This window comes from Amycolatopsis eburnea (assembly GCF_003937945.1).
In the GTDB taxonomy this organism is placed as follows: domain Bacteria; phylum Actinomycetota; class Actinomycetes; order Mycobacteriales; family Pseudonocardiaceae; genus Amycolatopsis; species Amycolatopsis eburnea.
Map to the genome: position 1 here is coordinate 44,680 of NZ_RSEC01000036.1, position 22,649 is coordinate 67,328.

A 22,649-nucleotide genomic window follows, 5' to 3' on the forward strand; every position below is an offset into this window, starting at 1 on the left:
GGCCGCGGCACTGGGGATGCGGCGGCCCGGCAGCGTGGCCCGCCTGCCGCTGGGGGTCTCCGGCGGCGGAACCGAACCGAGGTTATCCAGCGGCACCGGAGCCGGGCCGGGGCTCGGCCCGTCCGGCCGCCAAGCGTGCCCGAACGCGCACCGTAAGCTGGCCGCCATGGCGGAGACCGTGGACGAAGTGCTGGCCGACCTGGCCGCCCTCGAAGACCCCAAAGCCCGTGCGGTCAACGAAAAGCACGGTGACGACCACGGCGTGAACCTGAGCAAGCTGCGAGCCGTCGCGAAACGGCTGAAAACGCAGCAGGACCTCGCCCGCGAGCTGTGGCGGACCGACGACACCGCGGCCAAGCTGCTCGCGACGCTGATCTGCCGCCCGAAGGCCTTCGAGCGCGACGAGCTGGACGCCATGCTCCGGACCGCGCGCACGCCGAAGGTGCACGACTGGCTCGTCAACTACGTGGTCAAGAAGAGCACGCACGCCGAAGAACTCCGCCAGGCCTGGTTCGCCGACCCGGACCCGGTGGTCGCGAGCGCCGGCTGGGCGTTGACGACCGCCCGCGTACCCAAGATGACCGAAGGCCTCGACGAGCTCCTCGACGTCATCGAGAAGGAGATGAAGGACGCCCCGGACCGCCTGCAGTGGGCGATGAACCACTGCCTGGCCCAGATCGGCATCGAGCACGCCGGGCTCCGCGCGCGGGCCATCGCCATCGGCGAGCGCCTGGAAGTGCTCAAGGACTACCCGACGCCGCCGAACTGCACGTCCCCGTTCGCGCCGGTCTGGATCGCCGAGATGGTGCGGCGGAAGTAGCTACTCCGCCGCGATCGCCGCGCGGGCCGCCTCCGCGCGGTCGGCGTACGCCTCGACGAGCTGCTCCTCCGCGTCCGCGAGGTACTTCAGCAGCAGCTGCTCCGCGCCCGGCCCGTCGCCCGCCTCGATGCGGTCGAGGATCTCGTGGTTGCGCGGCAAGTAGCGCTCGTGGAACCGGCGCGGCTCGGCCATGATGTGGAAGACCAGCCGCAGTTCGGCGGTCAGCCTGCCGACCAGCTCGTTGACGCGCTCGCTGCCCGACAGCGCGGCCAGCTCCTGGTGGAACCAGACGTTCGCGGTGCCGAGGTCCTTCCAGTTGCCGGAGCGGGCGGCCTCGTCGCCGATGTCGACCTTCTCCTTGATCCGCGCGAACGTCGGCGGCTTGGCCGTCACCCCGCGGACCGCCGCGCACTCGATGATCTTGCGGACGCGGTAGATGTCGACGACGTCCTCGACGCTCGGGATGCGGACGAAGACCCCGCGGTTGAGCTCGTGGGCCAGCAGCCGCTCGTGCGTGAGCAGCCGGAACGCCTCGCGCAGCGTGTTGCGCGAGACGCCGAGCGCGGTGCCGATGTCCTGCTCCGACAGCCGGCCGCCGGGCAGGAAGAAGCCCTCCGCGATGCGCTTGCGGAGGACGCCGGCGACCCGCTCGGCCGTGCTCTTGCGGCTGACCAGGCCGCGGTCCGCCGCCAGGCCCGGTAACCCGCTGTCTTCGATGATCACGCTCCGATGATACCCGTCACACAGGGGACGATCCAATTGCCGTCTTGTGGAATTGTTCAACAATCCCTACCGTGTGAGGCACGCCACGATGAGAGACACTGGCCAGGAGGTGCCCATGACCGCGACCACTGCAACCGAGGCCCGGCCGTTCGACTGGTTCCGCACGCTCGGGAAACGCGGACGGCGCGCCTTCGTCGGCGCGTTCGGCGGCTACGGCCTGGACTCGTTCGACTACCAGACGCTGCCGCTCGGCCTGGCCGCCATCACGGCCTACTTCGGCATTTCGAGCGGCGAAGCCGGCCTGCTCGGCACGACGACGCTGGTCGTGTCGGCCGTCGGCGGCGTCGGCGCGGGCATGCTCGCCGACCGGATCGGCCGCGTGCGCACCCTCCAGATCACCATCGCGATGTACACGATCTTCACCGTGCTCTGCGGGTTCGCGCCGAACTTCGAGACGCTGCTGGTCTTCCGCGCGCTGCAGGGCCTGGGCTTCGGCGGCGAGTGGGCGGCGGGCGCGGCGCTGGTCGCGGAGTACTCCTCGGCGCGCTACCGCGGCCGGACCGTGGCGTTCGTGCAGAGCGCGTGGGCGGTCGGCTGGGGCCTGTCGGTGATCGTCTACACCGTGGTGTTCAGCGTCGCGAGCGACGACGTCGCCTGGCGGATCATGTTCTGGACCGGCGTCATCCCGGCGCTGCTCGTGCTGTGGGTCCGCAAGAGCGTCAAGGATGCCCCGCGTGCGGAGGAACGCCTCAAGACCGAACGCCCGAAGGGCACCCTCGTCCAGATCTTCAAGGGCGACCTCGTGCGCACGACGTTCTTCGCCGCGCTGCTCGCGACCGGCGTCCAGGGCGGGTACTACACGATCTCGACGTGGCTGCCGTCCTACCTGAAGAAGACGCGCGAGCTGACCGTGATCGGCACCGGCGGCTACCTCGCGTTCCTCATCACCGGCGCCTTCGTCGGGTACGTCTGCGGCGGCTACCTCACGGACCTGCTGGGGCGCAAGAAAACCTTCCTGACGTTCGCGCTGCTCTCGGCCGCGCTGATCGTCGCGTACACGCAGATCCCCAAGGGCGCCAACGGGCTCGTGCTCGTCCTCGGCTTCCCGCTCGGCTTCTCGATGTCCGCGATCTTCAGCGGCTTCGGGGCGTTCCTCGCCGAGCTGTACCCGACGGCGCTGCGCGGAACCGGTCAGGGCTTCACGTACAACTTCGGCCGCGCGGTCGGGGCGATCTTCCCGACCATCGTGGGCTTCCTCGGGGCAGGCGGGGCGATCGTGTTCGGCGCGCTCGGCTACGGCATCGCGGTGCTCGCGCTGCTCGGCCTCCCGGAAACCCGGGGCATCGAACTCGTCGACTGAGGGGGAACTCATGACGACCACGGACGAACCGGCCACCTTCACCCCGGCACAGGCGCGCGCGGTGTTCCGCCGCGGCACCGCACGGCCGACGACGGGCTGGGCCAACGGCTTCACCCAGACCAACCTGATCGCCGTGCCGGAAGACTGGGCGTACGACGTCCTGCTCTTCTGCACCCGCAACCCGCAGCCGTGCCCGCTGCTCGACGTCACCGACCCCGGCGACCCGGCCACCCGGCTCGCCGAGGGCGCGGACCTGCGCACCGACCTGCCGCGCTACCGGATCTGGCAGAACGGCGCGCTCGCCGGCGAGGTGCCGGACGCGACCGGGCTGTGGCGCAGCGACATGGTCGCGTTCTCCATCGGCTGCAGCTTCACGTTCGAGACGGCGCTGGCCGCCGAGGGCGTCCCGCTGCGGCACGTCGACCAGGGCCGCAACGTCGCGATGTACGTGACGAACCGGCAGTGCGAGCCCGCCGGAAGGCTGTTCGGCCCGATGGTGGTGTCGATGCGGCAGATCCCGGAGGACCGCGTCGACGACGCCATCCGGATCACCCGCGCGATGCCCGCCGTGCACGGCGCTCCCGTGCACATCGGCGACCCGCGGGCGCTGGGGATCGAGGACCTCTCGCGGCCGGACTTCGGCGACCCGGTGGACGCGCACCCCGGCGACGTCCCGGTGTTCTGGGCCTGCGGCGTCACCCCGCAGGCGGCGCTGATGGCGTCGCGGCCTCCCTTTGCGATCACCCACGCGCCGGGGTACATGTTCATCACCGACCGCCACGACAGCGAATACCGGGTGGGCTGAAATGGACCTGAACAGCGATCTCGGCGAGGGCTTCGGCGCCTGGAGAATGGGCGACGACGAAGCCATGCTCGACATCGTGACCAGCGCGAACATCGCGTGCGGCTTCCACGCCGGCGACCCGTCGGTGATGCGCCGGGTGTGCGAAATGGCGGCCGAGCGCGACGTCGCGATCGGCGCGCACGTCGGGTACCGCGATCTGGCCGGGTTCGGCAGGCGCGCGCTCGACATCGCGCCGGACGAGCTGGCCGACGAAGTGCTCTACCAGATCGGCGCGCTCGACGCGTTCGCCCGCGCGGCCGGCAGCCGCGTGACGTACGTGAAGCCGCACGGCGCGCTGTACAACACCGCGGCGGCGGACGCTGAGCAGGCCGCGGCGATCGTCGCCGGCCTGCGCCGGTACGACCCCGCGCTCGCGCTGCTCTGCCTGCCGAACTCGGAAATGCAGCGACAGGCGGAGCTCGCGGGGGTGGTGGCGTACGCGGAGGCGTTCGCGGACCGGGCGTACACCGCCGACGGCAAGCTGGTCTCGCGCAAGAAGCCGGGCGCGGTGCTGCACGACCCCGATCTGGTCGCCGAGCGGGCGGTCGGCATGGCGACCGGCGGCGTCGTGACCGAGGACGGCACCAAGCTCGACGTGCGCCCGGATTCCCTGTGCGTGCACGGGGACACGCCGGGCGCGGTGGAGCTGGCCCGGCGGATCGAGGCGGCGCTGACCGACGCCGGCGTGCCGCTCGGCGCGTTCACGGGATGACCGTGCGGTTGCTGCCGTGCGGGCGGCGCGCGGTGCTGGTGGAGACCGCCGACGTGCTGGGTTACCAGGCGGCCGTGGCGGAACTGGCGCCGGACGGCGTCGAGGAGCTGGTCCCGGCGGCGCGGACGCTGCTGGTCCGCTTCGACCCGTCGGTGACCGACGCCGGCCGGCTGGGCGCGGTGCTGCGGCAGGTGTCCCCTGTGGACAGTGCGGCGGCCGACGCGGGCGAGGTGGTGATCCCGGTGGTGTACGACGGCGAAGACCTGGCCGAGGTCGCCGCGGAAACGGGGTTGAGCGTGGGTGCGCTGATCGCCCGCCACAGCGGCGGTTCGTACGTCTCGGCGTTCTGCGGCTTCGCACCGGGGTTCGCCTACCTGTCCGGATCGGACCCCGCGCTGCACGTGGCCCGCCGTTCGTCGCCGCGCACCCGGATCCCGCCGGGTTCGGTGGCGATCGCCGGCGAGTACAGCGCGGTCTACCCGAGCGCGTCCCCCGGCGGCTGGCGGCTGCTGGGCCGCACCGACGTGCCGGTGTGGGACGTCGAGCGCGACCCGCCGAACCTGCTGCCGCCCGGCACCCGCGTCCGGTTCACGGTGGTGGCGTCGTGAAGCTGGAGGTCGTCCGGCCGGGCTTCACGACGACGGTGCAGGACCTCGGCCGTCCCGGGCACGCGGCCCTCGGCGTCGGGCGGTCCGGGGCGGCCGACCGCTCGTCGTTCCGGCTGGCGAACCGGCTCGTCGGGAACCCCGCCGGCGCGGCCGCTTTGGAGGTGACGCTGGGCGGGCTGGTGCTGCGCGCGTCCGCCGTCACGACGGTCGCCGTCACCGGAGCCGCTTGCCCACTCTCGAAAGGCGGCCTGAACGGGCCGATCACGTTGTGGCCCGGCGAAGAACTCGCGCTGGGCACGGCGATTTCGGGCTTGCGGTGCTACGTGGCGGTGCGCGGCGGCATCGACGTCCCGCCGGTGCTCGGTTCGCGGGCGACGGACACCCTCGGGAAGCTGGGGCCGCCACCGCTGGCCGCCGGCATGCTGCTGCCGATCGGCCCGGCGCCACGGGAGTTCCCCGCCGTGGACCTCGCGCCCCGCGCGGCTTTGCCGTCGTCGCCGGTGTTGCGGGTGACGCCGGGTCCGCGCCGGGACTGGTTCGCCGCACCGGACGAGCTGCTGTCCACTGTGTACACGGTGTCCCCGGACTCGGACCGCGTCGGCATCCGTTTCACCGGCCCGCCGCTTTCCCGGGTGCGGCACGACGAACTCCCGTCCGAAGCGTGCGTCCCGGGGTCGCTGCAGGTCCCGCCGTCCGGCCGGCCCATCCTGTTCCACGCCGACCACCCGACGACCGGCGGCTACCCGGTGCTCGCCGTCGTCGAGGAGGACGACCTCGACCTCGCGGCCCAGCTGCGCCCCGGGCAGACGGTCCGCTTCCGTCCCGCGCGCTAACCCGGTTTCCCGCTCACGACCACCAGCCACGCGATGTTCGTGAGCGCGATCGCGAGCCACAGCGGCCAGCTGCGGGCTCGGCGGGGGCGCCACTCGGCGAGGTAGGCGTCGAGGGCCTCCGCGACCTGGTCGTCGATCTCGTCCCGCAGCCGCGGGCTCAGCTCAGACATGAGCGGGCACCGCCGGTCGCGGCAGGGCGACGGACAGGCACGCGAGCGCCAGCGGCACCTCAAGACCAGCCATGAGCAGGGAAAACACCACGTCGTCGCCGGCCGTGACGACGTCGAACCAGGCGTCGGCGAGCAGCAGCGTCGCCGTGCCGATCGCCGCGAACGGCGTCCGCGCGTCGCCGCGCCCGAGCAGCCAGGCGGTGGCCAGCAGGCCGAACGCCTCCGCCGCGTCGAACCCCGTCCAGGCCAGCCGCCAGTGCTGTGCTTGCACGACGTCCGGCAGCGTCGACCCCAGTACCGCGATCCACGGCAGCAGGCCCAAACCCGCCGCCCAGAACAGCTTCTTCATCGTGACCCCCGATCTCCCGACCCAAGGTAGCCGATTGCAGAGATTTTTTGCAAACAGCCTCTGTAGTACGCTGCGGCCATGGTCCAACGTCCCGAGAGGCGCGTGCTCACCGGCGCGGATCTCAAGGCCTTTCACAAGGCCCTCGCGAACCCGGTGCGCCGCGACATCCTGTCTTACCTGGGCAAACACGGCGAAGCGAACTCGACCAGCGTCGCGAAGGCCCTCGGCGAAAGCACCGGGACGACGAGCTACCACCTGCGCAAGCTCGCCGACCTCGACCTGATCGCGGAGATCGAGGACCGCGGCGACGGCCGCGAGCGCTGGTGGAAGTCGCTGCCGAAGGACATCTACACCCCACCGGGCCTCGAACTGACGCCGGACGAGCGCGAAGCCGCGCTGAAGCTGGGCGCATTGAAGATGAGCCACGACCTCAGCCTGGTCACGCGCGCGTACGCCGGCTACGACAGCGCCGGCGGCTGGAACCAGATCCACCGCTCGGGGCTGCACCTGACGAAGGAGCAGGCCGCCTCGTTCGTCGAGGAGTACCAGAACCTCGTCTGGAAGTACGTCAGCGAGCCGGGGCAGCACCCCGAGGGCTCACGCGCCCTCGCCGTCCGGCTCATCATCGTGCCGGAGGAAGACTAGAGCCCGGACACCCGCAGTGTGATGTTCAGCCGCCCGGTCAGCCCCAGCGCCGGGTCCGCCGTACCCGGCAACGTCTTCGGCACGCCGTGGTACGCCAGCCGGGACGGGCCGCCGAACACGAAGACGTCGCCTGACCGGAGTTCGACGTCGGTGTACGGCTTGCCGCGCGTCTCGGTGTTGCCGAAGCGGAACACGCAGGCGTCGCCGAGGCTGAACGAGACCACCGGGGCCGGGCTGCGCTCGTCCTTGTCCTGGTGCAGTCCCATCTTCGCGGTGGCGTCGTAGAAGTTGACCAGCGCGACGTCCGGCTCGTAGTCCCGCTCACCGGTCGCGGCGGCCAGCGCGCGGCGGCCGAGGTCGCCCAGCCAGTCCGGGAACGGCAGCACCGGCGTCCCCTCCCCGGTGGTGCGCGAGTAGCCGTACGGGTACCAGTGCCAACCGAGGCAAACGGACTTCACCGACATCACCCCGCCGTTCGGCAGGCGGGTGTGGCGGTAGCCGGACCAGCCGCGGCAGGCCGCCACGAACGCGCGCTGCTCGTCGAAACCGAGCCAGTCGGGCAGGTGCACCGCGCCGGGCGCGATCTCGGTGCGCGGGCGCGGCAGGAGGGCGTCCATCACCTCGATTGTGCCGGAAGCTCCCGCCGGGCACGCTCGGTGATCGTCGAAGGCACGAGCCGGTGACCGCGGAACGTGACACCCGCGGCGGCGAACTGCCGCAGGAGACGTCCCAACGGACCAACGGGACGCTCCTGCGGCCGAAACCCCTCGCCGTGGGCCACCATGAACTAGACGTTGCCACACCTGAATGTCACAAGGCCAGCGTGGATCAGCTACGAACGGGTCACTTGACCACGGCGCGGCGGATCAGTCACCGAAAGTCACGACGGTGACGCCCGCGCGCGCTGGAACGGGGTCGTTCATCTCGGTCAGCGCCGCCGGGACGTCGCCGAGCCCGATCCGCCGCCCGATCAGCGCGGCGAGGTCGATCCCCGCCGTCTCGACGACGCGCAGCAGCTCCGGGTACTCGTGGGCCTGGAGCCCGTGGATGCCGACCAGCTCCAGCTCACCGCCGATCACCCGGTGCATCGGGATCGGCGCGACGCCCTGCGCGGGCGGCATCAGCCCGGCCTGGACGTGGCGCCCGCGCTTGCGGAGGCTGCCCACGGACGCGGCGCAGGTCGACGGCGAGCCGAGGCAGTCCAGCGAGACGTGCGTGCCGCCCCCGGTCAGCTCGCGCACGTGCTCGGCGACGGCTTCCGGGCCGTCGAACGCCGACGCGTCGACGGTCAGCACCGCACCCGACTTCGCCGCGAGCTCCAGCGCCGCCGTCGAGACGTCGACGGCGACCACCTTCGCGCCCGCCGCGACGGCCAGCAGGACGGCGGAGATCCCGACGCCGCCGCAGCCGTACACCGAAACCCACTGCCCCGCGGTGACCCGGCCCTGCCGCAGCACCGCGCGGAACGCCGTCCCGAACCGGCAGCCGAGGGCGGCGGCCTCGGCGGCGCCCATCGAGTCCGGCAGCGCGACCAGGTTCGTCTCGGCGTGCTCGATGGCGACGCGCTCGGCGAAGGAACCCCAGTGCGTCGCGCCGGGCTGGAACTCGCGGTCGCAGATCTGCTGGTCGCCGCGCGCGCACTGGGCGCAGCTCCCGCACGCGCAGACGAACGGCACGGTGACGCGTGCGCCGAGCGCCCACCCGCGCACGCCGGCACCGAGCGCGACGACCCGGCCGGCGAGCTCGTGCCCGGCGACGTGCGGCAGCGTCACGGCGGCGTCGTGGCCCTGCCAGGTGTGCCAGTCGCTGCGGCACACGCCGGTCGCGTCGACCTCGATCACCGCACCACCCGGCGGCGCCACCGGCTCCGGCACGTCCCGCACGACGGGCGGGGCGCAGAACTCTTCGATCACGACGGCTCGCATGGCCGCGAGCCTACGTTGCGGCGGCTCAGTTGAGCGGCGGCGGCTGCGCGTGGAAGCGGGTTCTTCCCCGCGGCGGCCCGAGGAGCTTGCTGAGCGAGCCGTCCGGCACGTTCAGGATGTCCTCGAGATTCCGCAAGGCCTCCAACGATTCCGCGCGTTCCGGGCGGCACCGCCCGGACTGCCAGTGGCTGAGGGTGGCCAGGCTGACCGTGGTTCCCCTGCCGCGCAAGCGATAGCGGATCCGATCGAGCCCGAGCCCGCGGGCGCGGATCGCCGCCCGCAGGGCCACGTCGAACGGGCCCGCGGCGAGCAGCTGGCTCAGCTCCGCCTGTTCCCCCCGGTCGATCGTGCGTGTTCGCTGACCGGTCATCACAACGCTCCGAAGCACTCCCGAATACGAACATTGGAGCGTAGGCGCCGGTTCGCAAGATCGGAAGACCACTCACCCACCTGCCGTGCGCGCCTCCGCGGCGATCGCGGCGAACGGTTCGGCGTAGCCCGAGTTGATGGTGACGTAGGAAATCCCCCACCGCTCCCGCCACCGGAGAAGCCTTTCCGCGGCCCGCTTCGGGTCCTCGGGCAGCACGGTGACCGCACCGGCGGCGGCCAGCTCGGGCACGTCGACCCCGGCCCACCGCGCGATTCCCGGCGACGGCGCCTCCCCGACGGCCATCAGGTTCAGCCCCAGCTCGATGTCCGGCAGCCGGGCACCGGCGAGCGCCCGGAATCGATCCACAATGGACTCAGCCTCGGCCTCGGTCGTTTTCGGCGCCCAGGTGAACGTGACGGTGTCGGCTTCTTGCGCGGCGAGCGCGAGCATTTTCGGCCCACCGCCGGCGAGCACCAGCCGCGGCCGATCGTCGGTGCGCTTGAGGTGCGCGATGGTCTCCGCCATCCGTGTGACGCGCTCACCCGGTGAGGGGAACTCCCGGCCGAGCTGCCGCGCGTGGCCCTCCGCGCCGGGCCTGCCGACGCCGAGCCCGAGTTCGAAGCGTCCGCCGGTCTGCCGGTGGAGGGTTTGCGCCTGCCAGTCGAGAGCCCGGGCGTCCCGGAAGGGATCGGCGAGCACGAAGGTGCCGAGGCGGAGGCTGCGGGTGACCGCGGCGGTGGCGCCCAGGAGGACGAAGGGGTCGGCGGTGCCGACGGGATCGGTCGCGAGGAGGGTGTCGTAGCCGAGGTCCTCGATCCGCTCGGCCTGGGCGGTCCAGGTGGGGAGATCGGGCGCGTAACCGGCGACGATGCCGAAGCGGAAAGGTTTCATGCGGCCCATGGTGCGGCGGGTGGGCGGGTCACCACATCCGCTTCACGACGTCATCCGCGCGTACGCCCCTCAGCGCACGGACGTCATGAAAGGGTCTTTCACCTCGCCAGACGACATGAACGACCCTTTCATGACATCAGCGCAGGGTGACCGACAACGCCTGGGCGATCTCCTTGCCGATCGCGTGCGTAGCCGCATCCGGCGGCGAGCCCACCTTCACCACCATCGGCCCCCCGAACGGCTGGCGCTCCATGACCTCGATGCGCTCGCCCAGGTTGATCGCGTGTTCCGTCAGGTACCGCAGCAGCTCCGGGTCGGTGTCCCACACCCGGACGATCTCGCCCACCGCGCCCGGCTCGAGGTCGTCCAGGATCCGGACCGACAGCTCCTCCACGCTCCCGTCGGGCGCCGGGATCGGGTCGCCGTGGGGGTCGCGGACCGGGTTGCCGAGCTTCGCCGCGATGCGCTCGACCAGGCGGTCCGACACCGCGTGCTCCAGCGCGTCGGCCTCCGCGTGGACCTCGTCCCACGTGTAGCCGAGCTCCGAGACCAGGTACGTCTCGATCAGCCGGTGCCGGCGCAGCACCGAGCGCGCGAGGAGCCTGCCGTCCGCGGTCAGCTCGATGCCGCGGTACGGCACGTGCGTGACCAGGCCGAGCTGGGACAGCTTCGTGACCATCCCCGACGCCGAGGACGGGCTGACCTCCAGCCGGCCGGCGAGCGACGTGTTGGTGACCGCCTCACCCCGCTCGACCAGGCCGTAGATCACCCGGACGTAGTCCTCGACGGACGAGGACCTCCGGACCGAACCATCTCCCATACCGCATACTTTACGGTGCTACGTACTTTCTCGTGAAAGTTATGGCCGCCAGCGGTAGCGGATCCAGCCCGGGACCGGCTCGGCGCCCAGCTGGGCGTAGAACGCCGCGCCCTTTTCGTTGCCCTCCTGCATGTCCCACTCGACGCGGCCGGTCGTGCGGTTGCGCAGCTCGTCGAGCAGCTCGCCGCCGAGGCCGTGGCGGCGGTGGGCCGGGCGGACGAACAGGTCGTCCAGCCAGATCCCCGGCCGGGCCTCCCACGTCGAGAAGTTCCAGCTGCAGAAGGCGAAGCCGGCGATGGTCCCCGGCTCATCGGGCGGGGTCGCGATCAGCACCCACGCCTTGGGGTCCGGCCCGAACAGGTGCCCGCTCATCTCGGCGCGGTCGAGCTTCAGGTCGTGGTTGTCCTCGTAGACGGCGTGCTCCTCGATGAGCGCGCAGATTTCCTCGATGTCTTCGAAGACGGCGTCGCGGACGGGCATCTCGCCTCCCGTTTCTGTCGGTGGTGGTCGTTACTGTCGGGGCAGGAGGTGGTCGATGTCACCAGAAGGCAGGTTCGAAGACCTGGTCGACGAGTTCACCGGACGCCCGGGCATCACGCCACCGGGGGCGACCGGCGGGTTCGGGCGCACCGCCCTGCGCGCCGACGGGCGGATCTTCGCGATGTTCGTCCGCGGGCAGCTGGTGCTCAAGCTGCCCAAGGCCCGGGTGGACGAGCTGGTCGAGGGTGGGCACGGCGTGCGGTTCGACGCGAACAAGGGCACGCCGATGAAGGAATGGCTGGCGCTGGACGCGGCGTCGCCACAGCCGTGGTCCGCGCTGGCGGAAGAAGCACTCGAGTTCGTGGGAAGGAAGTGAGTCATCACGCTTGATAACGCAGTTCGCCGCCGACGGCGGTGCCTTGCACGCTGAGGTCGTCCAAAGCGGACTCTTCCAGCGGCGAGCCGGACAACACGGCGAAGTCGGCGAGCTTCCCGGGCTCGAGCGTGCCCAGGTCACGCTCGGCGAAGGTCGCGTAGGCCGAGCCGTAGGTGTACGCGCGCAACGCCTGCTCCGGCGTCAACGCCTCTTCGGGCGCGAAGGGTGCGCCTGACGCCGTGCGCCGCCGAACCATGTCGGCGAGCGCGAGCAGCGGCGCGCCGTTCACGACCGGGCGGTCCGACGACGCGGGGAGCACGCAGCCGGCGTCGAGGACGCTGCGCAGCCGGTAGCACCACGGCACGCGGGCGTCGCCGAGCGCGGCGCGCATGCCGTCGCCGAGCTCGTTGACGAACCGGCCCTGCGGGGACGGGATGAGGCCGAGCGAGGCGAGCCGGGTCAGCTCCGCGGGCTGGAGCACCGCGCAGTGCTCGATGCGGTGCCGGTGGTCCGCGCGCGGCGAAGCGGCCAACGCGGCTTCGTAGGCGTCGAGGACGACGGTGATCGCGCGGTCGCCGATGGCGTGCGTCGCGATCTGCCAGCCGGCGTCGTGCGCGCGGCGGATCGTCCGCGCGAGCGACTCCTCGGGCACCTGGAAGTAGCCGCGGTTGTCCGGCTCACCGTCGAACGGGTCGTGCATCGCGCAGGTGCGCCCGACGAGGGAGCCGTCGGCGAACAACTTCATCGGGCCGACACGCAGCCACTCGTCGCCGAGGCCGGTGCGCAGGCCGAGGTCGAGGCCGAAGCCGGCGTCGTCGGGCAGGTCGTGCAGGACGCTCGCGGCGACCATCACCGTGCTGCGCACGCGCAGCACGCCGGTGTCGCGCGCCTGCTGGTAGGCGGCCAGCTCGGCGGGCGTCTCGCCGACCAGGCCGCCGCCGATCCCGGCCTCCTGGACGCTCGTGATGCCCTCGGCGAGGTACTGCTCGGACGCCCGGGCGAGCCCGCGCACGACCCGCGAGACCGGTGTCGGGTACGTCAGCGGCCGCAGCAGGAGCTGGGCCTGCTCGCGCAGCAGTCCCGTTGGCGAGCCGTCGGCGTGCACGACGTCGCCGCCGACCGGGACGTGCGCGAGGTCGAGCTGGTCGAGCACGGCCGAGTTGACCACGGTCATGTGCCCGGACGTGTGCTTGAGCCGCACGAGCATGCCCGGCGCGGCGCGGTCGAGGCCGTGCCGGTCGGGGTGCCCGCCGGCGAGCTTGTTCTGGTCGTACCCGCTGCCGACCACCCAGCTCCCGGCCGGCAGCGTCGCGGCGCGCGTGGCGACCGCGTCGTAGACCTCCTCGACGCTGCGGCAGTCGCTGAGCGGCACGTCGTCGAGGCCCATGCCGAACCACGCCATGTGGTTGTGGGCGTCGTGGAAGCCGGGCACGACGAAGCCGCCGGCGAGGTCGACCCGCGAGCGCGCGGACAGCTGACGAGCGTCGTCGCCCAGCGCGACCACCCTGCCGTGCAGCACGGCGAGTGCGCTGGTGACGCCTTCGCCCGTCCACACCGTGGCGTTCTCGTAGACCGCGTCGACCTTCATGAATCCAGAGGCTATCGATCGATCGATCGAACGTCTAGCATCGCCCTCATGCCCACCGTGGACTTCGCCGTCGAGGACGGCATCGCGCAGATCCGGCTGAACCGGCCCGAGCGGCTCAACGCGGTCGCCGCCGTCCTGGTCGACGACTTCCTCGCCGCCCTCGACGCGGCCGCCCGCAGCGACGCCCGCGTCGTCGTGCTGTCCGGGAACGGCCGGGCCTTCTGCGCCGGCCACGACCTCAAGGAACCCACCCCCGCGGGTGACTCGCGGACGCGGCTGGACCGGCTCCAGGACGTCACGCGGCGGCTGCGCGGGCTGCGCCAGCCGGTGATCGCGGCGGTCCACGGCTACGCGATCGGCGCCGGCGCGGAGTTCGCGCTGGGCTGCGACCTGATCCTGGCCGCCGAGGACGCCGTGTTCGCGTTCCCGGAGGTCTCGCTGGGCCTGAGCGTCACCGGCGCGGCGTCGCGGCTGCTGCCGCTGCTCGTCGGCCCGCTCAAGGCGAAGGAGCTGCTGCTGCTCGGCGAGCGGTTCGACGGCCGGAAGGCCGCGGAGCTGGGGATGGTCAACGCCGCCGTGCCCGCCGACCAGCTCCAAGCCGAAGCGCTGAGCTGGGCCAAGCGGATCGCCGAGCACCCGCCGGCCGCGGCGGCGATGGCGAAGCGCGTCCTCGACACGCCGATCGACGTCGAGCCGGCGCTCGAGCTCGAGGTCAGCCACGCCCTGATCACCGAGCACTCGGCCGCGGTCGCCGCGTCGACCGAAGCGTTCCGGAGCCGGGGATGACCCCGCTCGCCGAGATCGGGACGCTGGACCAGCTCGTCCGGCGCGCCGCCGAGCTGTGGCCGGAGCGCACGGCCTGGGTGTTCGACCACTTGGACCAGGCCTTCACGTTCGCCGAGGTCGACCGCGAAAGCTCACGGATCGCCGCGGCGCTGGCCGAGCGCGGCGTCGAGCCCGGCGACCGCGTCGCGGTGATGCTGCGGAACGTGCCCGCGTTCCCGCTGACCTGGCTCGCGCTGGCGAAGATCGGCGCGCAGCTGGTGCCGGTCAACACGAACTACCAGGAATTCGACGGCGCCCACGTCCTCCGCCACTCCGGCGCGAAACTCGTCGTCGCCGCGGCCGAGTTCACCGACCTCCTCAACCGCATCGGCCTGACCGAGGTTGTCACCCCGGACGCACTTTCACGTGAAAGTGCGCACCTGGGGCCCGCACTTTCACGTGAAAGTGCGGGCTTCACGCCGGTGCCCGAGCTGCCGGTGAACATCCAGTACACGTCGGGCACCACCGGCGCGCCCAAGGGCTGCGTCCTGCCGAACCGCTACTGGACGACGCTCGCGATCGGACTGGCCACCGACTTCCCCGCCGTCGGCGAAGCGGACGTCCTGCTGACCGCGCAGCCCTTCCACTACATCGATCCACAGTGGAACGTCGCGCTCGGGCTGGCCGGCGGCGCCACCCTCGTCGTGCTGGACCGGTTCCACCCCAGCACGTTCTGGGCGAAGGTCCGCGAGCACGGCGTCACGTGGTTCTACTGCCTCGGCCTGATGCCGACGCTGCTGCTGCGCCAGGAACCGTCGGACGCCGATCGCGACCACCGCGTCCGCGCGATCTGCGCGTCGGCCATCCCGCGGGAGCTGCACGCCGAACTGGAGGCGCGCTGGGGCGTCCCGTGGTACGAGGCGTTCGGCATGACCGAGACCGGCGGCGACATCCGGATGACGGCGGCCGACCACGACGAGACCGTCGGCACCGGCTGCATCGGGCGGCCGAGCCGCGACCGCGAGGTGATGATCGCCGGCGACGACGGGAAGCCGTTGCCGCGCGGGGAAACCGGGCAGCTGCTGATCCGCGGCATCGGGCTGATGCACGGCTACCACGACGATCCCGAAGCGACGGCGAAGGCGTTCGAGAACGGCTGGTTCCACACCGGCGACCTCGCCCGGCTGGACGACGCCGGCCGCGTCTACTACGTCGGCCGCACGAAGGACATGATCCGCCGCAGCGGCGAGAACGTGTCCGCGGACGAGGTCGAGCGCGCGCTGCTGCTGCACCCGTCGGTCAAGCTGGCCGCCGTCGTCGCGGTGCCCGACGAGCTGCGCGGCGAGGAGATCAAGGCGTACGTCGTGTGCGACGGCGACCGTCCCGACCCCGCCGAACTCGCCGAGTTCTGTTCGGGCAAGCTGGCCTACTTCAAGGTTCCGCGGTTCTGGGCGTTCGCCGACGCGCTGCCGATGACGCCGTCGGAGCGGGTGGCCAAGGGCGAGCTGCGGAAGGTGGCCGACCCGCGCGCCGGGTCGTGGGACGCGAAGGCGGGAGCATGGCTGTGAGCAGCCGGGAGCGGGTGCGCGCGGCGGCGGTGAAGCTGTTCGCCGCCAAGGGGTTCCACGGCACCGGCATCCGGGATCTGGCGCAGGAGGCGGAACTCTCGTCGGCGAGCCTGTACCACTACATGGGCACCAAGGAGGATCTCCTCGCGGAGATCATGCACACGGCGCTGAACCGCCTGCTGGACGCGGCCCGCGAAGCGACGGCGGGCGGCGGCGACCCGGTGCACCGGCTGCGCACGCTGGTCGCGCTGCACGTGCTCGCGCACGCGATCGGCCCGGCGGAAACCCGCGTGGTGGACAACGAAGTCGACGTGCTGTCCCCGGCCGCGCGCGAGCCGGTGGTGGCGCTGCGGGACGCCTACGAACGCCTGTGGGCGGCGGCGATCGACGAGGGCGTCGCGGCCGGGGTGTTCCACACCGAACACCCGGCCGTGACGCGGCTCGCACTGCTGGAGATGTGCAGCGGCGTGGCCCGCTGGTACTCCCCGCGCGGCCCGCTGGCGCTGGACCAGCTCGCGGAGCACTACGCGGAGCTGGTGTCGAGGGCGCTGGGCTGCACGTCCCCGCCGGGTCCCACCGACTTCCGACGGTGCCGGGAAATCGTCGCGAAAGAGTGGGGCGTGTCCGTTTAGCGGCGCTTTTACCTGTGTACGCCTTGCCCAGACGGCGTGCGTGGGGGACGCTCGAAGGGTGACTGAGGAAACGATCCAACTGGAACTGGACGACTCGGGTCTCGCGCCGGGCATCCCGGCGCCGGCACACCCCCGCGATCAGGTGCAGGATGTCCCCTATCGCCCGGTCGAGTTCCGCGATGACGATCTCCCCACCGCCCTGGAACGGTGCTCCGCGTGGCTACGGCAGGCTCAGGAGTGGCTGGGCGAGCCGCTCGACGTCCTGGCCATCCACCTCGACTACGACGACCGCCAGGGCTCGCCGTACTACGACGTGAAGCTCCTGTGCAACGAAGAGGACCTGGCCGGCGTCCCGATCGCCATCCGCAACAAGAAGTAACCAGACCAGAGTGCCGTTAAGGCCACCTTACGGGCGTCTGACGCCCGTAAGGTGGCCTTAACGGCGTTTCGGGCACGGTCAGCCGAGCACGCCGCCGACCTTCACGTGCCCCTTGAGGAGGTTGCGCGCGATGGTGCGGCGCTGGATCTCGTCGGTGCCTTCGTAGATGCGCAGCAGCCGCAGCTCGCGGTACCACCGCTCGATCGGCAGCTCGCGGGTGTAGCCCATGCCGCCGTGGATCTGCAGGACGCGGTCGACGATCTCATTGGCCTTCTGGCCGCCGTACAGCTTCGCCATGGACTGCGCGTGCCGCGAGTCGATGCCCTGGTCGACCTGCCAGGCGGCGTTGAGCACGAGCCAGCGCAGCGCCTCGAGCTCCACGCCGGAGTCGGCGATCATCCACTGGATGGCCTGGCGTTCGGCGATCTTCTGCCCGAACGTCTCCCGCGTGTTGGCGTGCTCGATGGCCATGGAGATCAGCCGCTCGCACGAACCGATCGCGCGGGCCGGCAGGAGGTAGCGGCCCTGCCCGATCCACTGCATCGCGAGCTCGAAGCCGCGGCCCTCTTCGCCGAGGATCTGCGTCTCGGGCACGCGGACGTCCTGGAAGATCAGCGACGCCGGGCCCCACTCGCCCATGGTGTCGATGTACTCGGACTTCCAGCCGGCCTCGCGGTCGACGAGGAAGCAGGTGACGCCGCCGTTCGCGCCCTTCTCCGGGTCGGTGATCGCGAAGACCATGGTGAAGTCGGCTTCGTTGCCGCCGGTGATGAAGGTCTTCTCGCCGTTGATGATCCAGTCGGTGCCGTCCTTGCGGGCGGTGGTCCGGATGGCCTTGGCGTCCGACCCGGCGCCCGGCTCGGTGATCGCGAAGCACGACTTGCGCTCGCCCGAGATGGTCGGCAGCAGGTAGGTCTGCTTCTGCTCCTCGTTGGCGTGGAACAGGATGTTGTCCGCGGCGCCGCCGAAGCGGAACGGCACGAAGGTGCGGCCGAGCTCGGCTTCCAGCAGCGCGGCCATCACGGCGGACAGGCCCATGCCGCCGTACTCCTCCGGCGTGAAGACACCCCAGAAACCGGACTCCTTCGCCTTGAGCTGGAGGGCCTTCAGCTCCTCGCCGGTCAGCCCCGGCTGGTGCGCGCGCTCGCGGCGGAGGACTTCCTGCTCGAGCGGGATCAGCTCCCGCTGGACGAACGTGCGGACCCAGTCGCGCACTTCCCGTTCTTCGGTGCTGAGTGAAAAGTCCATGGGTGAGCTGCTCCTCCGACACTGGCTAAGCGCTTGCTTAGTCCAGGGTACCCCGTGAGAGGTGGATTACCCCAGACCTCGGCCCGAATTCGTGACAAGCGCCCGGGCGCCCGGAAGGATCGGAGGGGTGATGGAGATCGTGGTCCGCTGGTCGCCGCCGTTGCCCGCCGAAGAGCGCTTCCTGCGCCTGTTGGACGAAGCCGAGCAAGACCGCTTCGCGGCGTACCGCCAGGAGGCCGACAAGCGCCGCTTCCTGACCGGCCGCGTACTGGCGAAGACGGTCGCGGCGGAGCGGCTGGGCCTGGCCGCGGACGCGGTGAAGTTCGACGCGACCTGCGAAGACTGCGGCAAGCCCCACGGCAGGCCCCGGGTCCCGGGCGCGGACCTGACCCTGTCGATCTCCCACTCGGGCGACCTGATCGGCCTCGCGGCCACCCCGGCGGTCCCGGTCGGCCTCGACGTCGAGACGGCCAACCGCCGCGCGGACGACGGCCTGATCGACTACGCGCTGAGCCCGGCCGAGGCGGCCCACCTGGCCGGCCTGGACCCGGACGCGAAGGCGGCGGCGTTCTTCGTCTACTGGACCCGCAAGGAAGCGGTGATGAAGGCCACGGGCAAGGGCCTGCGCATCCCGCTGCAGAGCATCACGTTCTCCCGCTACGACGAACCGGCCCGGCTGGTGTCGTCCGGGGACGCGGCTTTGGACCCGGCGCGCACGCGGCTGGTGGACCTGAAGGCGGCGGACGGCTACCGCGCGGCGATCGCGGTGCTGACCACCGAGGAGCTGTCGGTGACCGAGGAGCACTGGCTCCCGTAGCGCTCGACCGAGCGCCCCAATGTGGCCTTCGGTGCGTCAGACGCACCCAAGGCGGCCTTCGGTGCGCAAGACGCAACCAAGGCCACATTGGGGCGCTCGGGGCCGGGGTCAGACCGAGGTGAGGTCCTCCAGGCCCATCGCCGTCAGCAGGGTCCTGAACTTCGCCGTCGTCTCGTCCAGTTCCGCCCTCGGGTCCGACGCCGCCACGATGCCGCCGCCCGCGTACAGCCTCATCGACGTCGAGGCGATCTCCGCGCAGCGGATCGCCACCGCCCACTCGCCGTCGCCTGCCGCGTCGACCCAGCCGACCGCGCCCGCGTAGTAGTCGCGGTCGAAGGGCTCCAGCTCCTGGACCAGGTCGCGGGACTCCGCCGTCGGGGTGCCGCAGATCGCCGGGGTCGGGTGCAGGGCCGCCGCGAGGTCGAGGGCCGTGACCTCCGGGTCGAGCAGCTCGCCCGTGATCGGGGTGCGCAGGTGCCAGATCGCCGGCGTCGTCACCAGCTCCGGGCCCGCCGGGACGTCCAGCGTGCGGCAGAACGGCCGCAGCGCCTCGACGAGGTAGTCGATGACCACCGCGTGCTCGAGCTGGTCCTTGCGGGACGTCCGCAGCGCCTCGCCGTTGGCGCGGTCGGTCGCCGGGTCCGCGGACCGGGGCATCGAGCCCGCGTGCGGCGACGAGAACACCGTGCGGCCGGTGCGGCGCAGCAGCAGCTCGGGCGTGGCGCCGACGAGCGTGCGGCCGCCGGGCAGCTCGGCCGCGTACGTGAAGTGGCGGGGGTTGCCGGCCGCCAGGTTGCGCACGACGCGCTCAGCCGGCACCGGCGAAGAGAACTCGAGGTCCAGGGCGCGGGCCAGGACGGCTTTTCGCAGGCCGCGCGAGCCCAGCGCGTCGACAGCGGCCGAAACGGCGGCCATGTGCCGGGACGGCGAAGGCACCGCGCGCACCTCCACGGGCGCCGCCAGTACCTCACGCGCGAGCGAAGGCGCGCCCTCGGCGCGGTGGACGGTCCGCGGCACGACGAGGTGGCCCGGCACCTTCGTGTCGGGCCCGGTGTCGAACGGCAGGACGCCGACGGCCAGCGGGGCTCCGGTCTCCGCCAGGACGCCGGGGATCGCCGAAGCGAGGCGCCGCGGGTCCGTCTCGGTGACGGTCCGGAGCACGCCCTGCGCGAGGAGTGCGCGCTGGGCCGTGGTGAAGAGGAAGTCGCCACGCTGGTAGCGGGCGGCGAGGTCGAGTGCCGGGGTCGCCGGGTCAGGTGAACTCACGGCTCCAGCGTCCCAGGCTTCGGGAGATCCGCGAGGGGAGTGTCACGAGCGACACTCCCCTCGCGGGAGCTCCTGACGACGAGCTACTTGAGCGCGTCGATGAGCGCCTCGCGCTGGCGCTCGCCCAGGCCGGCCGCACGCCGGTCCGGGTCGATGCCGGCCTGCTCGAGCAGGGCGGCGACCTTCACCGCGCCGAGGCCGGGGACGGCCTTCAGCAGCTGGGTGACCTTCGTCTTCCCGATGGTCTTGTTCTCCTTGGCCTGCTTGAGCACCTTCTCGATGCTCTCCTTGCCGGACTTGATCGACGCGAGCAGCTCCGAACGCGCCTTGCGAGCCTCGGCGGCCTTGGCCAGGGCCTCGGCGCGCTGCTCCGGAGTCAACGTAGGCAGAGCCAACGTAGTGTCCTTTCCTCTCAGGTCTCCGCTTTCGCGGCCGACAGCTTTTGTGAGTGCTTGCTCCTGCAAGCGCTGCTCAGCCGTCTCTTGCCACGGCCCCAGTAAACGCCACCGGCTTCGCGGCCGTGCAACCGACACGCACTTATTACCCCCGGAGGTGATACCGGGCAACCCGCTCCGGCCTGCGGAAACGCTCCCAAGAAGCGCCTCGGGTGGCCAGAGTCACCCGGAAGTGGAGCCTCCGTTACCGCACGCATTTCCTTGCGTATAAGGAAAGGCGCAAAAATTGATGATCTTGATCATCGTCCGGTCGTCGCCCGATCGCGCGACGACCGTGACCGAACGGAGCCGTTGTTGACCATGCCCGCTTCACCCGATCCGCACTAGAGTCGGCGCAACCCCAGTTCACCGGCGAACGACCCCCGGGAGCGACCATGTTGAGCACCATGCAGGACGGCCAGTTGTCGCTGGCGAACCTGCTCAAGCACGGCACCTCGGTGCACTCGGCGAGCGAAGTCATCACCTGGACCGGTTCAGAAGCCCGGCGCGAGACGTACGGGGAGCTCGGCCGCAACGCCGCCCGCCTCGCGAACGCGCTCCGGAGCCTCGGCGTCACCGGCGACCAGCGCGTCGGCACGTTCATGTGGAACAACGCCGAGCACCTGGCCGCCTACCTGGCCGTCCCGGCGATGGGCGCCGTGCTGCACACCCTGAACATCCGGCTCTTCCCCGAGCAGCTGACGTTCGTCGCCAACCACGCCGAGGACCAGGTCGTCATCGTCGACGGCACGCTCGTCCCGCTGCTGGCCAAGCAGCTGCCCGAGTTCAAGACGGTCCGGCACGTCATCGTGGCCAACGGCGACGCGGCGGCCCTGCAAGCCCCGGACGGCGTCCAGGTGCACTCCTACGCCGAACTGCTGGCCGCCCAGCCGGACACCTTCGACTGGCCGGAAGTGGACGAGCGCTCCGCCGCCGCGATGTGCTACACCTCGGGCACGACGGGTGACCCCAAGGGCGTCGCCTACTCACACCGCTCGATCTGGCTGCACTCGATGCAGGTCTGCATGAGCGACAGCATGAACCTCGCGCAGAGCGACAAGGCGCTGGCCATCGTGCCGCAGTTCCACGCGATGGCGTGGGGCCTGCCGTACGCGGCGCTGATGGTCGGCGCGTCGCTGGTGATGCCGGACCGCTTCCTCCAGCCGGCCCCGCTCGCGGCGCTGCTCGCGGCCGAGAAGCCGACGTTCGCCGGCGCGGTCCCGACCGTCTGGCAGGGCCTGCTCGCCCACCTCGAAGCGCACCCGCAGGACATCTCCCACCTGCGTGAAGTGGTCGTCGGCGGGTCCGCGGTGCCGCCGTCGCTGATGCACGCGTTCGAGGAGCGGCACCAGGTGTCGATCCTGCACGCCTGGGGCATGACCGAGACGTCGCCGCTGGGCAGCGTGGCCCGGCCGCCCGCCTCCGCGACCGGCGACGAGGCCTGGCGCTACCGCTACACGCAGGGCCGCTTCCCGGCGTCCGTGCGGGCGCGGCTGCTCGACGACGACGGCACGGTGCTGCCCTGGGACAACGAAGCCGTCGGCGAGCTCGAGGTCCAGGGCCCGTGGATCGCCGGCTCGTACTACGGCGGCTCGCAGGTCGACCCGGACAAGTTCCACGACGGCTGGCTGCGCACCGGCGACGTCGGCAAGATCAGCGCGGACGGCTACCTGACGCTGACCGACCGCGCCAAGGACGTCATCAAGTCCGGCGGCGAGTGGATCTCCTCGGTCGACCTGGAGAACCAGGTCATGGGCCACCCGGCGGTGGCCGAGGCCGCGGTCGTCGGCATCCCGGACGAGAAGTGGGACGAGCGGCCGCTGGTCGCGGTCGTGCTCAAGGAGGGCCAGACGGCCACGCCCGAGGAGCTGCGCGACTTCCTGGCCGACAAGGTCGCGAAGTGGCAGCTGCCGGAGAACTGGACGTTCGTGGACGAAGTCCCCAAGACGAGCGTCGGCAAGTTCGACAAGAAGCGGATCCGCGCGTCCTACTCCGAGGGAAAGCTCGACATCGCCCAGCTCTAACG

At 71.5% G+C, this 22,649-nt stretch carries 27 protein-coding genes; 14 read left to right on the forward strand and 13 right to left on the reverse strand.

Annotated features, from left to right (window positions below; translation table 11 throughout):
• Positions 1 to 166 precede the first annotated feature (166 nt).
• A complete protein-coding gene (locus EIY87_RS12645) occupies positions 167 to 820 on the forward strand; it encodes a DNA alkylation repair protein (protein ID WP_125307907.1) in 654 nt (217 codons plus the stop codon).
• Here the strand turns inward: EIY87_RS12645 and EIY87_RS12650 are convergent, their stop codons facing one another.
• Positions 821 to 1,543 carry a GntR family transcriptional regulator gene (locus tag EIY87_RS12650; protein WP_125307908.1) on the reverse strand — a complete coding sequence of 241 codons (723 nt, stop codon included), beginning with the start codon at positions 1,541 to 1,543 and terminating at the stop codon, positions 821 to 823.
• Positions 1,544 to 1,658: 115 nt separating this feature from the next.
• On the opposite strand from EIY87_RS12650, the gene EIY87_RS12655 reads away from it, so the two are divergent.
• Genes EIY87_RS12655 through EIY87_RS12675 form a run of 5 tightly spaced genes read left to right on the forward strand, consistent with a single transcriptional unit; the run spans position 1,659 to position 5,900 of the window.
• Positions 1,659 to 2,903: an MFS transporter gene (locus tag EIY87_RS12655; RefSeq protein ID WP_125307909.1), complete on the forward strand. Its 1,245-nt coding sequence runs from the start codon at positions 1,659 to 1,661 to the stop codon at positions 2,901 to 2,903.
• Between the two features lie 10 nt (positions 2,904 to 2,913).
• Positions 2,914 to 3,708: a putative hydro-lyase gene (locus EIY87_RS12660; RefSeq protein WP_125307910.1), complete on the forward strand. Its 795-nt coding sequence runs from the start codon at positions 2,914 to 2,916 to the stop codon at positions 3,706 to 3,708.
• 1 nt (position 3,709) lies between these two features.
• Positions 3,710 to 4,459 carry a LamB/YcsF family protein gene (locus EIY87_RS12665; RefSeq protein ID WP_125307911.1) on the forward strand — a complete coding sequence of 250 codons (750 nt, stop codon included), beginning with the start codon at positions 3,710 to 3,712 and terminating at the stop codon, positions 4,457 to 4,459.
• Entirely contained in the window at positions 4,456 to 5,067 is a 612-nt protein-coding gene (locus EIY87_RS12670) for a 5-oxoprolinase subunit B family protein (protein WP_125307912.1), read from the forward strand. Before EIY87_RS12665 ends, EIY87_RS12670 begins: the two co-directional genes overlap by 4 nt.
• Complete coding sequence (locus EIY87_RS12675) at positions 5,064 to 5,900, forward strand: 5-oxoprolinase subunit C family protein (RefSeq protein ID WP_125307913.1); 837 nt, start codon at positions 5,064 to 5,066, stop codon at positions 5,898 to 5,900. Before EIY87_RS12670 ends, EIY87_RS12675 begins: the two co-directional genes overlap by 4 nt.
• On the opposite strand, the gene EIY87_RS12680 is transcribed toward EIY87_RS12675, so the two are convergent.
• A complete protein-coding gene (locus EIY87_RS12680; protein ID WP_125307914.1) occupies positions 5,897 to 6,070 on the reverse strand; it encodes a hypothetical protein in 174 nt (57 codons plus the stop codon). The genes EIY87_RS12675 and EIY87_RS12680 overlap by 4 nt on opposite strands.
• Positions 6,063 to 6,419: a hypothetical protein gene (locus tag EIY87_RS12685; protein ID WP_125307915.1), complete on the reverse strand. Its 357-nt coding sequence runs from the start codon at positions 6,417 to 6,419 to the stop codon at positions 6,063 to 6,065. Before EIY87_RS12685 ends, EIY87_RS12680 begins: the two co-directional genes overlap by 8 nt.
• Positions 6,420 to 6,497: 78 nt before the next feature.
• Between EIY87_RS12685 and EIY87_RS12690 the strand changes: the two genes are divergently transcribed.
• Positions 6,498 to 7,064, forward strand: coding sequence for an ArsR/SmtB family transcription factor (locus tag EIY87_RS12690; RefSeq protein WP_125307916.1), 567 nt, complete (start codon positions 6,498 to 6,500; stop codon positions 7,062 to 7,064).
• Here EIY87_RS12690 and EIY87_RS12695 read toward each other — a convergent pair.
• From EIY87_RS12695 to EIY87_RS12720, 6 genes are all read right to left on the reverse strand, one after another.
• The gene (locus EIY87_RS12695; RefSeq protein WP_191984071.1) at positions 7,061 to 7,681 is read right to left on the reverse strand and encodes an alpha-ketoglutarate-dependent dioxygenase AlkB family protein; all 621 of its coding nucleotides are present in this window, start codon (positions 7,679 to 7,681) and stop codon (positions 7,061 to 7,063) included. The two genes, EIY87_RS12690 and EIY87_RS12695, sit on opposite strands and share 4 nt — an antisense overlap.
• Positions 7,682 to 7,930: 249 nt before the next feature.
• Positions 7,931 to 8,989, reverse strand: coding sequence for a zinc-binding dehydrogenase (locus EIY87_RS12700; RefSeq protein WP_125307918.1), 1,059 nt, complete (start codon positions 8,987 to 8,989; stop codon positions 7,931 to 7,933).
• Positions 8,990 to 9,014: 25 nt separating this feature from the next.
• Positions 9,015 to 9,359 carry a transcriptional regulator gene (locus tag EIY87_RS12705; protein WP_166640026.1) on the reverse strand — a complete coding sequence of 115 codons (345 nt, stop codon included), beginning with the start codon at positions 9,357 to 9,359 and terminating at the stop codon, positions 9,015 to 9,017.
• A 72-nt stretch (positions 9,360 to 9,431) separates the two neighbouring features.
• Positions 9,432 to 10,250 (reverse strand): LLM class flavin-dependent oxidoreductase, encoded by an 819-nt coding sequence (locus EIY87_RS12710; protein WP_125307919.1) that lies wholly within the window; start codon positions 10,248 to 10,250, stop codon positions 9,432 to 9,434.
• Positions 10,251 to 10,386: 136 nt separating this feature from the next.
• Positions 10,387 to 11,070, reverse strand: a complete 684-nt coding sequence (locus EIY87_RS12715) for a metal-dependent transcriptional regulator (protein ID WP_086860186.1) — start codon at positions 11,068 to 11,070, stop codon at positions 10,387 to 10,389.
• 39 nt (positions 11,071 to 11,109) lie between these two features.
• Complete coding sequence (locus tag EIY87_RS12720) at positions 11,110 to 11,550, reverse strand: GNAT family N-acetyltransferase (RefSeq protein WP_125307920.1); 441 nt, start codon at positions 11,548 to 11,550, stop codon at positions 11,110 to 11,112.
• A 55-nt stretch (positions 11,551 to 11,605) separates the two neighbouring features.
• Here EIY87_RS12720 and EIY87_RS48045 point away from each other — a divergent pair, with 55 nt between their 5' ends.
• Positions 11,606 to 11,926, forward strand: a complete 321-nt coding sequence (locus tag EIY87_RS48045) for a hypothetical protein (RefSeq protein WP_191984072.1) — start codon at positions 11,606 to 11,608, stop codon at positions 11,924 to 11,926.
• A 4-nt stretch (positions 11,927 to 11,930) separates the two neighbouring features.
• On the opposite strand, the gene EIY87_RS12730 is transcribed toward EIY87_RS48045, so the two are convergent.
• Positions 11,931 to 13,514, reverse strand: a complete 1,584-nt coding sequence (locus EIY87_RS12730) for an amidohydrolase (protein ID WP_125307921.1) — start codon at positions 13,512 to 13,514, stop codon at positions 11,931 to 11,933.
• Positions 13,515 to 13,562: 48 nt separating this feature from the next.
• On the opposite strand from EIY87_RS12730, the gene EIY87_RS12735 reads away from it, so the two are divergent.
• From EIY87_RS12735 to EIY87_RS12750, 4 genes are read left to right on the forward strand one after another with little or no spacing between them, the layout of a single operon-like run.
• Positions 13,563 to 14,300 (forward strand): enoyl-CoA hydratase/isomerase family protein, encoded by a 738-nt coding sequence (locus EIY87_RS12735; protein ID WP_125307922.1) that lies wholly within the window; start codon positions 13,563 to 13,565, stop codon positions 14,298 to 14,300.
• Positions 14,297 to 15,847: an ATP-dependent acyl-CoA ligase gene (locus tag EIY87_RS12740; protein ID WP_125307923.1), complete on the forward strand. Its 1,551-nt coding sequence runs from the start codon at positions 14,297 to 14,299 to the stop codon at positions 15,845 to 15,847. Before EIY87_RS12735 ends, EIY87_RS12740 begins: the two co-directional genes overlap by 4 nt.
• On the forward strand, positions 15,838 to 16,479 hold the full coding sequence (locus EIY87_RS12745; protein WP_225439849.1) for a TetR/AcrR family transcriptional regulator: 642 nt from the start codon (positions 15,838 to 15,840) through the stop codon (positions 16,477 to 16,479). Before EIY87_RS12740 ends, EIY87_RS12745 begins: the two co-directional genes overlap by 10 nt.
• Before the next feature lie 58 nt (positions 16,480 to 16,537).
• Complete coding sequence (locus EIY87_RS12750; protein WP_125307924.1) at positions 16,538 to 16,858, forward strand: hypothetical protein; 321 nt, start codon at positions 16,538 to 16,540, stop codon at positions 16,856 to 16,858.
• Positions 16,859 to 16,936: 78 nt separating this feature from the next.
• Here the strand turns inward: EIY87_RS12750 and EIY87_RS12755 are convergent, their stop codons facing one another.
• Positions 16,937 to 18,106, reverse strand: a complete 1,170-nt coding sequence (locus EIY87_RS12755; RefSeq protein WP_125307925.1) for an acyl-CoA dehydrogenase family protein — start codon at positions 18,104 to 18,106, stop codon at positions 16,937 to 16,939.
• A gap of 130 nt (positions 18,107 to 18,236) precedes the next feature.
• Here EIY87_RS12755 and EIY87_RS12760 point away from each other — a divergent pair, with 130 nt between their 5' ends.
• Entirely contained in the window at positions 18,237 to 18,923 is a 687-nt protein-coding gene (locus tag EIY87_RS12760) for a 4'-phosphopantetheinyl transferase family protein (protein WP_191984073.1), read from the forward strand.
• Between the two features lie 108 nt (positions 18,924 to 19,031).
• Here EIY87_RS12760 and EIY87_RS12765 read toward each other — a convergent pair whose 3' ends face one another.
• Positions 19,032 to 20,189: an isochorismate synthase gene (locus tag EIY87_RS12765; RefSeq protein WP_125307927.1), complete on the reverse strand. Its 1,158-nt coding sequence runs from the start codon at positions 20,187 to 20,189 to the stop codon at positions 19,032 to 19,034.
• 83 nt (positions 20,190 to 20,272) lie between these two features.
• The gene (gene mihF / locus EIY87_RS12770) at positions 20,273 to 20,584 is read right to left on the reverse strand and encodes an integration host factor, actinobacterial type (RefSeq protein ID WP_051767699.1); all 312 of its coding nucleotides are present in this window, start codon (positions 20,582 to 20,584) and stop codon (positions 20,273 to 20,275) included.
• Positions 20,585 to 21,018: 434 nt separating this feature from the next.
• Here mihF and EIY87_RS12775 point away from each other — a divergent pair, with 434 nt between their 5' ends.
• Positions 21,019 to 22,647: a long-chain fatty acid--CoA ligase gene (locus EIY87_RS12775; RefSeq protein WP_125307928.1), complete on the forward strand. Its 1,629-nt coding sequence runs from the start codon at positions 21,019 to 21,021 to the stop codon at positions 22,645 to 22,647.
• The last annotated feature ends 2 nt before the right edge of the window (positions 22,648 to 22,649 follow it).

Excerpts from the sequence above, each read along its gene's own strand:
- EIY87_RS12730 (WP_125307921.1), bottom strand. The coding sequence starts at position 13,514 with ATGAAGGTCGACGCGGTCTACGAGAACGCCACGGTGTGGACGGGCGAA.
- EIY87_RS12685 (WP_125307915.1), bottom strand. The coding sequence starts at position 6,419 with ATGAAGAAGCTGTTCTGGGCGGCGGGTTTGGGCCTGCTGCCGTGGATC.
- EIY87_RS48045 (WP_191984072.1), top strand. The coding sequence starts at position 11,606 with ATGTCACCAGAAGGCAGGTTCGAAGACCTGGTCGACGAGTTCACCGGA.
- EIY87_RS12695 (WP_191984071.1), bottom strand. The coding sequence starts at position 7,681 with ATGGACGCCCTCCTGCCGCGCCCGCGCACCGAGATCGCGCCCGGCGCG.
- EIY87_RS12690 (WP_125307916.1), top strand. The coding sequence starts at position 6,498 with ATGGTCCAACGTCCCGAGAGGCGCGTGCTCACCGGCGCGGATCTCAAG.
- EIY87_RS12700 (WP_125307918.1), bottom strand. The coding sequence starts at position 8,989 with ATGCGAGCCGTCGTGATCGAAGAGTTCTGCGCCCCGCCCGTCGTGCGG.
- EIY87_RS12710 (WP_125307919.1), bottom strand. The coding sequence starts at position 10,250 with ATGAAACCTTTCCGCTTCGGCATCGTCGCCGGTTACGCGCCCGATCTC.
- EIY87_RS12740 (WP_125307923.1), top strand. The coding sequence starts at position 14,297 with ATGACCCCGCTCGCCGAGATCGGGACGCTGGACCAGCTCGTCCGGCGC.
- EIY87_RS12775 (WP_125307928.1), top strand. The coding sequence starts at position 21,019 with ATGTTGAGCACCATGCAGGACGGCCAGTTGTCGCTGGCGAACCTGCTC.
- EIY87_RS12645 (WP_125307907.1), top strand. The coding sequence starts at position 167 with ATGGCGGAGACCGTGGACGAAGTGCTGGCCGACCTGGCCGCCCTCGAA.
- EIY87_RS12655 (WP_125307909.1), top strand. The coding sequence starts at position 1,659 with ATGACCGCGACCACTGCAACCGAGGCCCGGCCGTTCGACTGGTTCCGC.
- EIY87_RS12745 (WP_225439849.1), top strand. The coding sequence starts at position 15,838 with ATGGCTGTGAGCAGCCGGGAGCGGGTGCGCGCGGCGGCGGTGAAGCTG.
- EIY87_RS12660 (WP_125307910.1), top strand. The coding sequence starts at position 2,914 with ATGACGACCACGGACGAACCGGCCACCTTCACCCCGGCACAGGCGCGC.
- EIY87_RS12715 (WP_086860186.1), bottom strand. The coding sequence starts at position 11,070 with ATGGGAGATGGTTCGGTCCGGAGGTCCTCGTCCGTCGAGGACTACGTC.
- EIY87_RS12755 (WP_125307925.1), bottom strand. The coding sequence starts at position 18,106 with ATGGACTTTTCACTCAGCACCGAAGAACGGGAAGTGCGCGACTGGGTC.
- EIY87_RS12680 (WP_125307914.1), bottom strand. The coding sequence starts at position 6,070 with ATGTCTGAGCTGAGCCCGCGGCTGCGGGACGAGATCGACGACCAGGTC.
- EIY87_RS12735 (WP_125307922.1), top strand. The coding sequence starts at position 13,563 with ATGCCCACCGTGGACTTCGCCGTCGAGGACGGCATCGCGCAGATCCGG.
- EIY87_RS12760 (WP_191984073.1), top strand. The coding sequence starts at position 18,237 with ATGGAGATCGTGGTCCGCTGGTCGCCGCCGTTGCCCGCCGAAGAGCGC.
- EIY87_RS12705 (WP_166640026.1), bottom strand. The coding sequence starts at position 9,359 with ATGACCGGTCAGCGAACACGCACGATCGACCGGGGGGAACAGGCGGAG.
- EIY87_RS12665 (WP_125307911.1), top strand. The coding sequence starts at position 3,710 with ATGGACCTGAACAGCGATCTCGGCGAGGGCTTCGGCGCCTGGAGAATG.
- EIY87_RS12670 (WP_125307912.1), top strand. The coding sequence starts at position 4,456 with ATGACCGTGCGGTTGCTGCCGTGCGGGCGGCGCGCGGTGCTGGTGGAG.
- EIY87_RS12720 (WP_125307920.1), bottom strand. The coding sequence starts at position 11,550 with ATGCCCGTCCGCGACGCCGTCTTCGAAGACATCGAGGAAATCTGCGCG.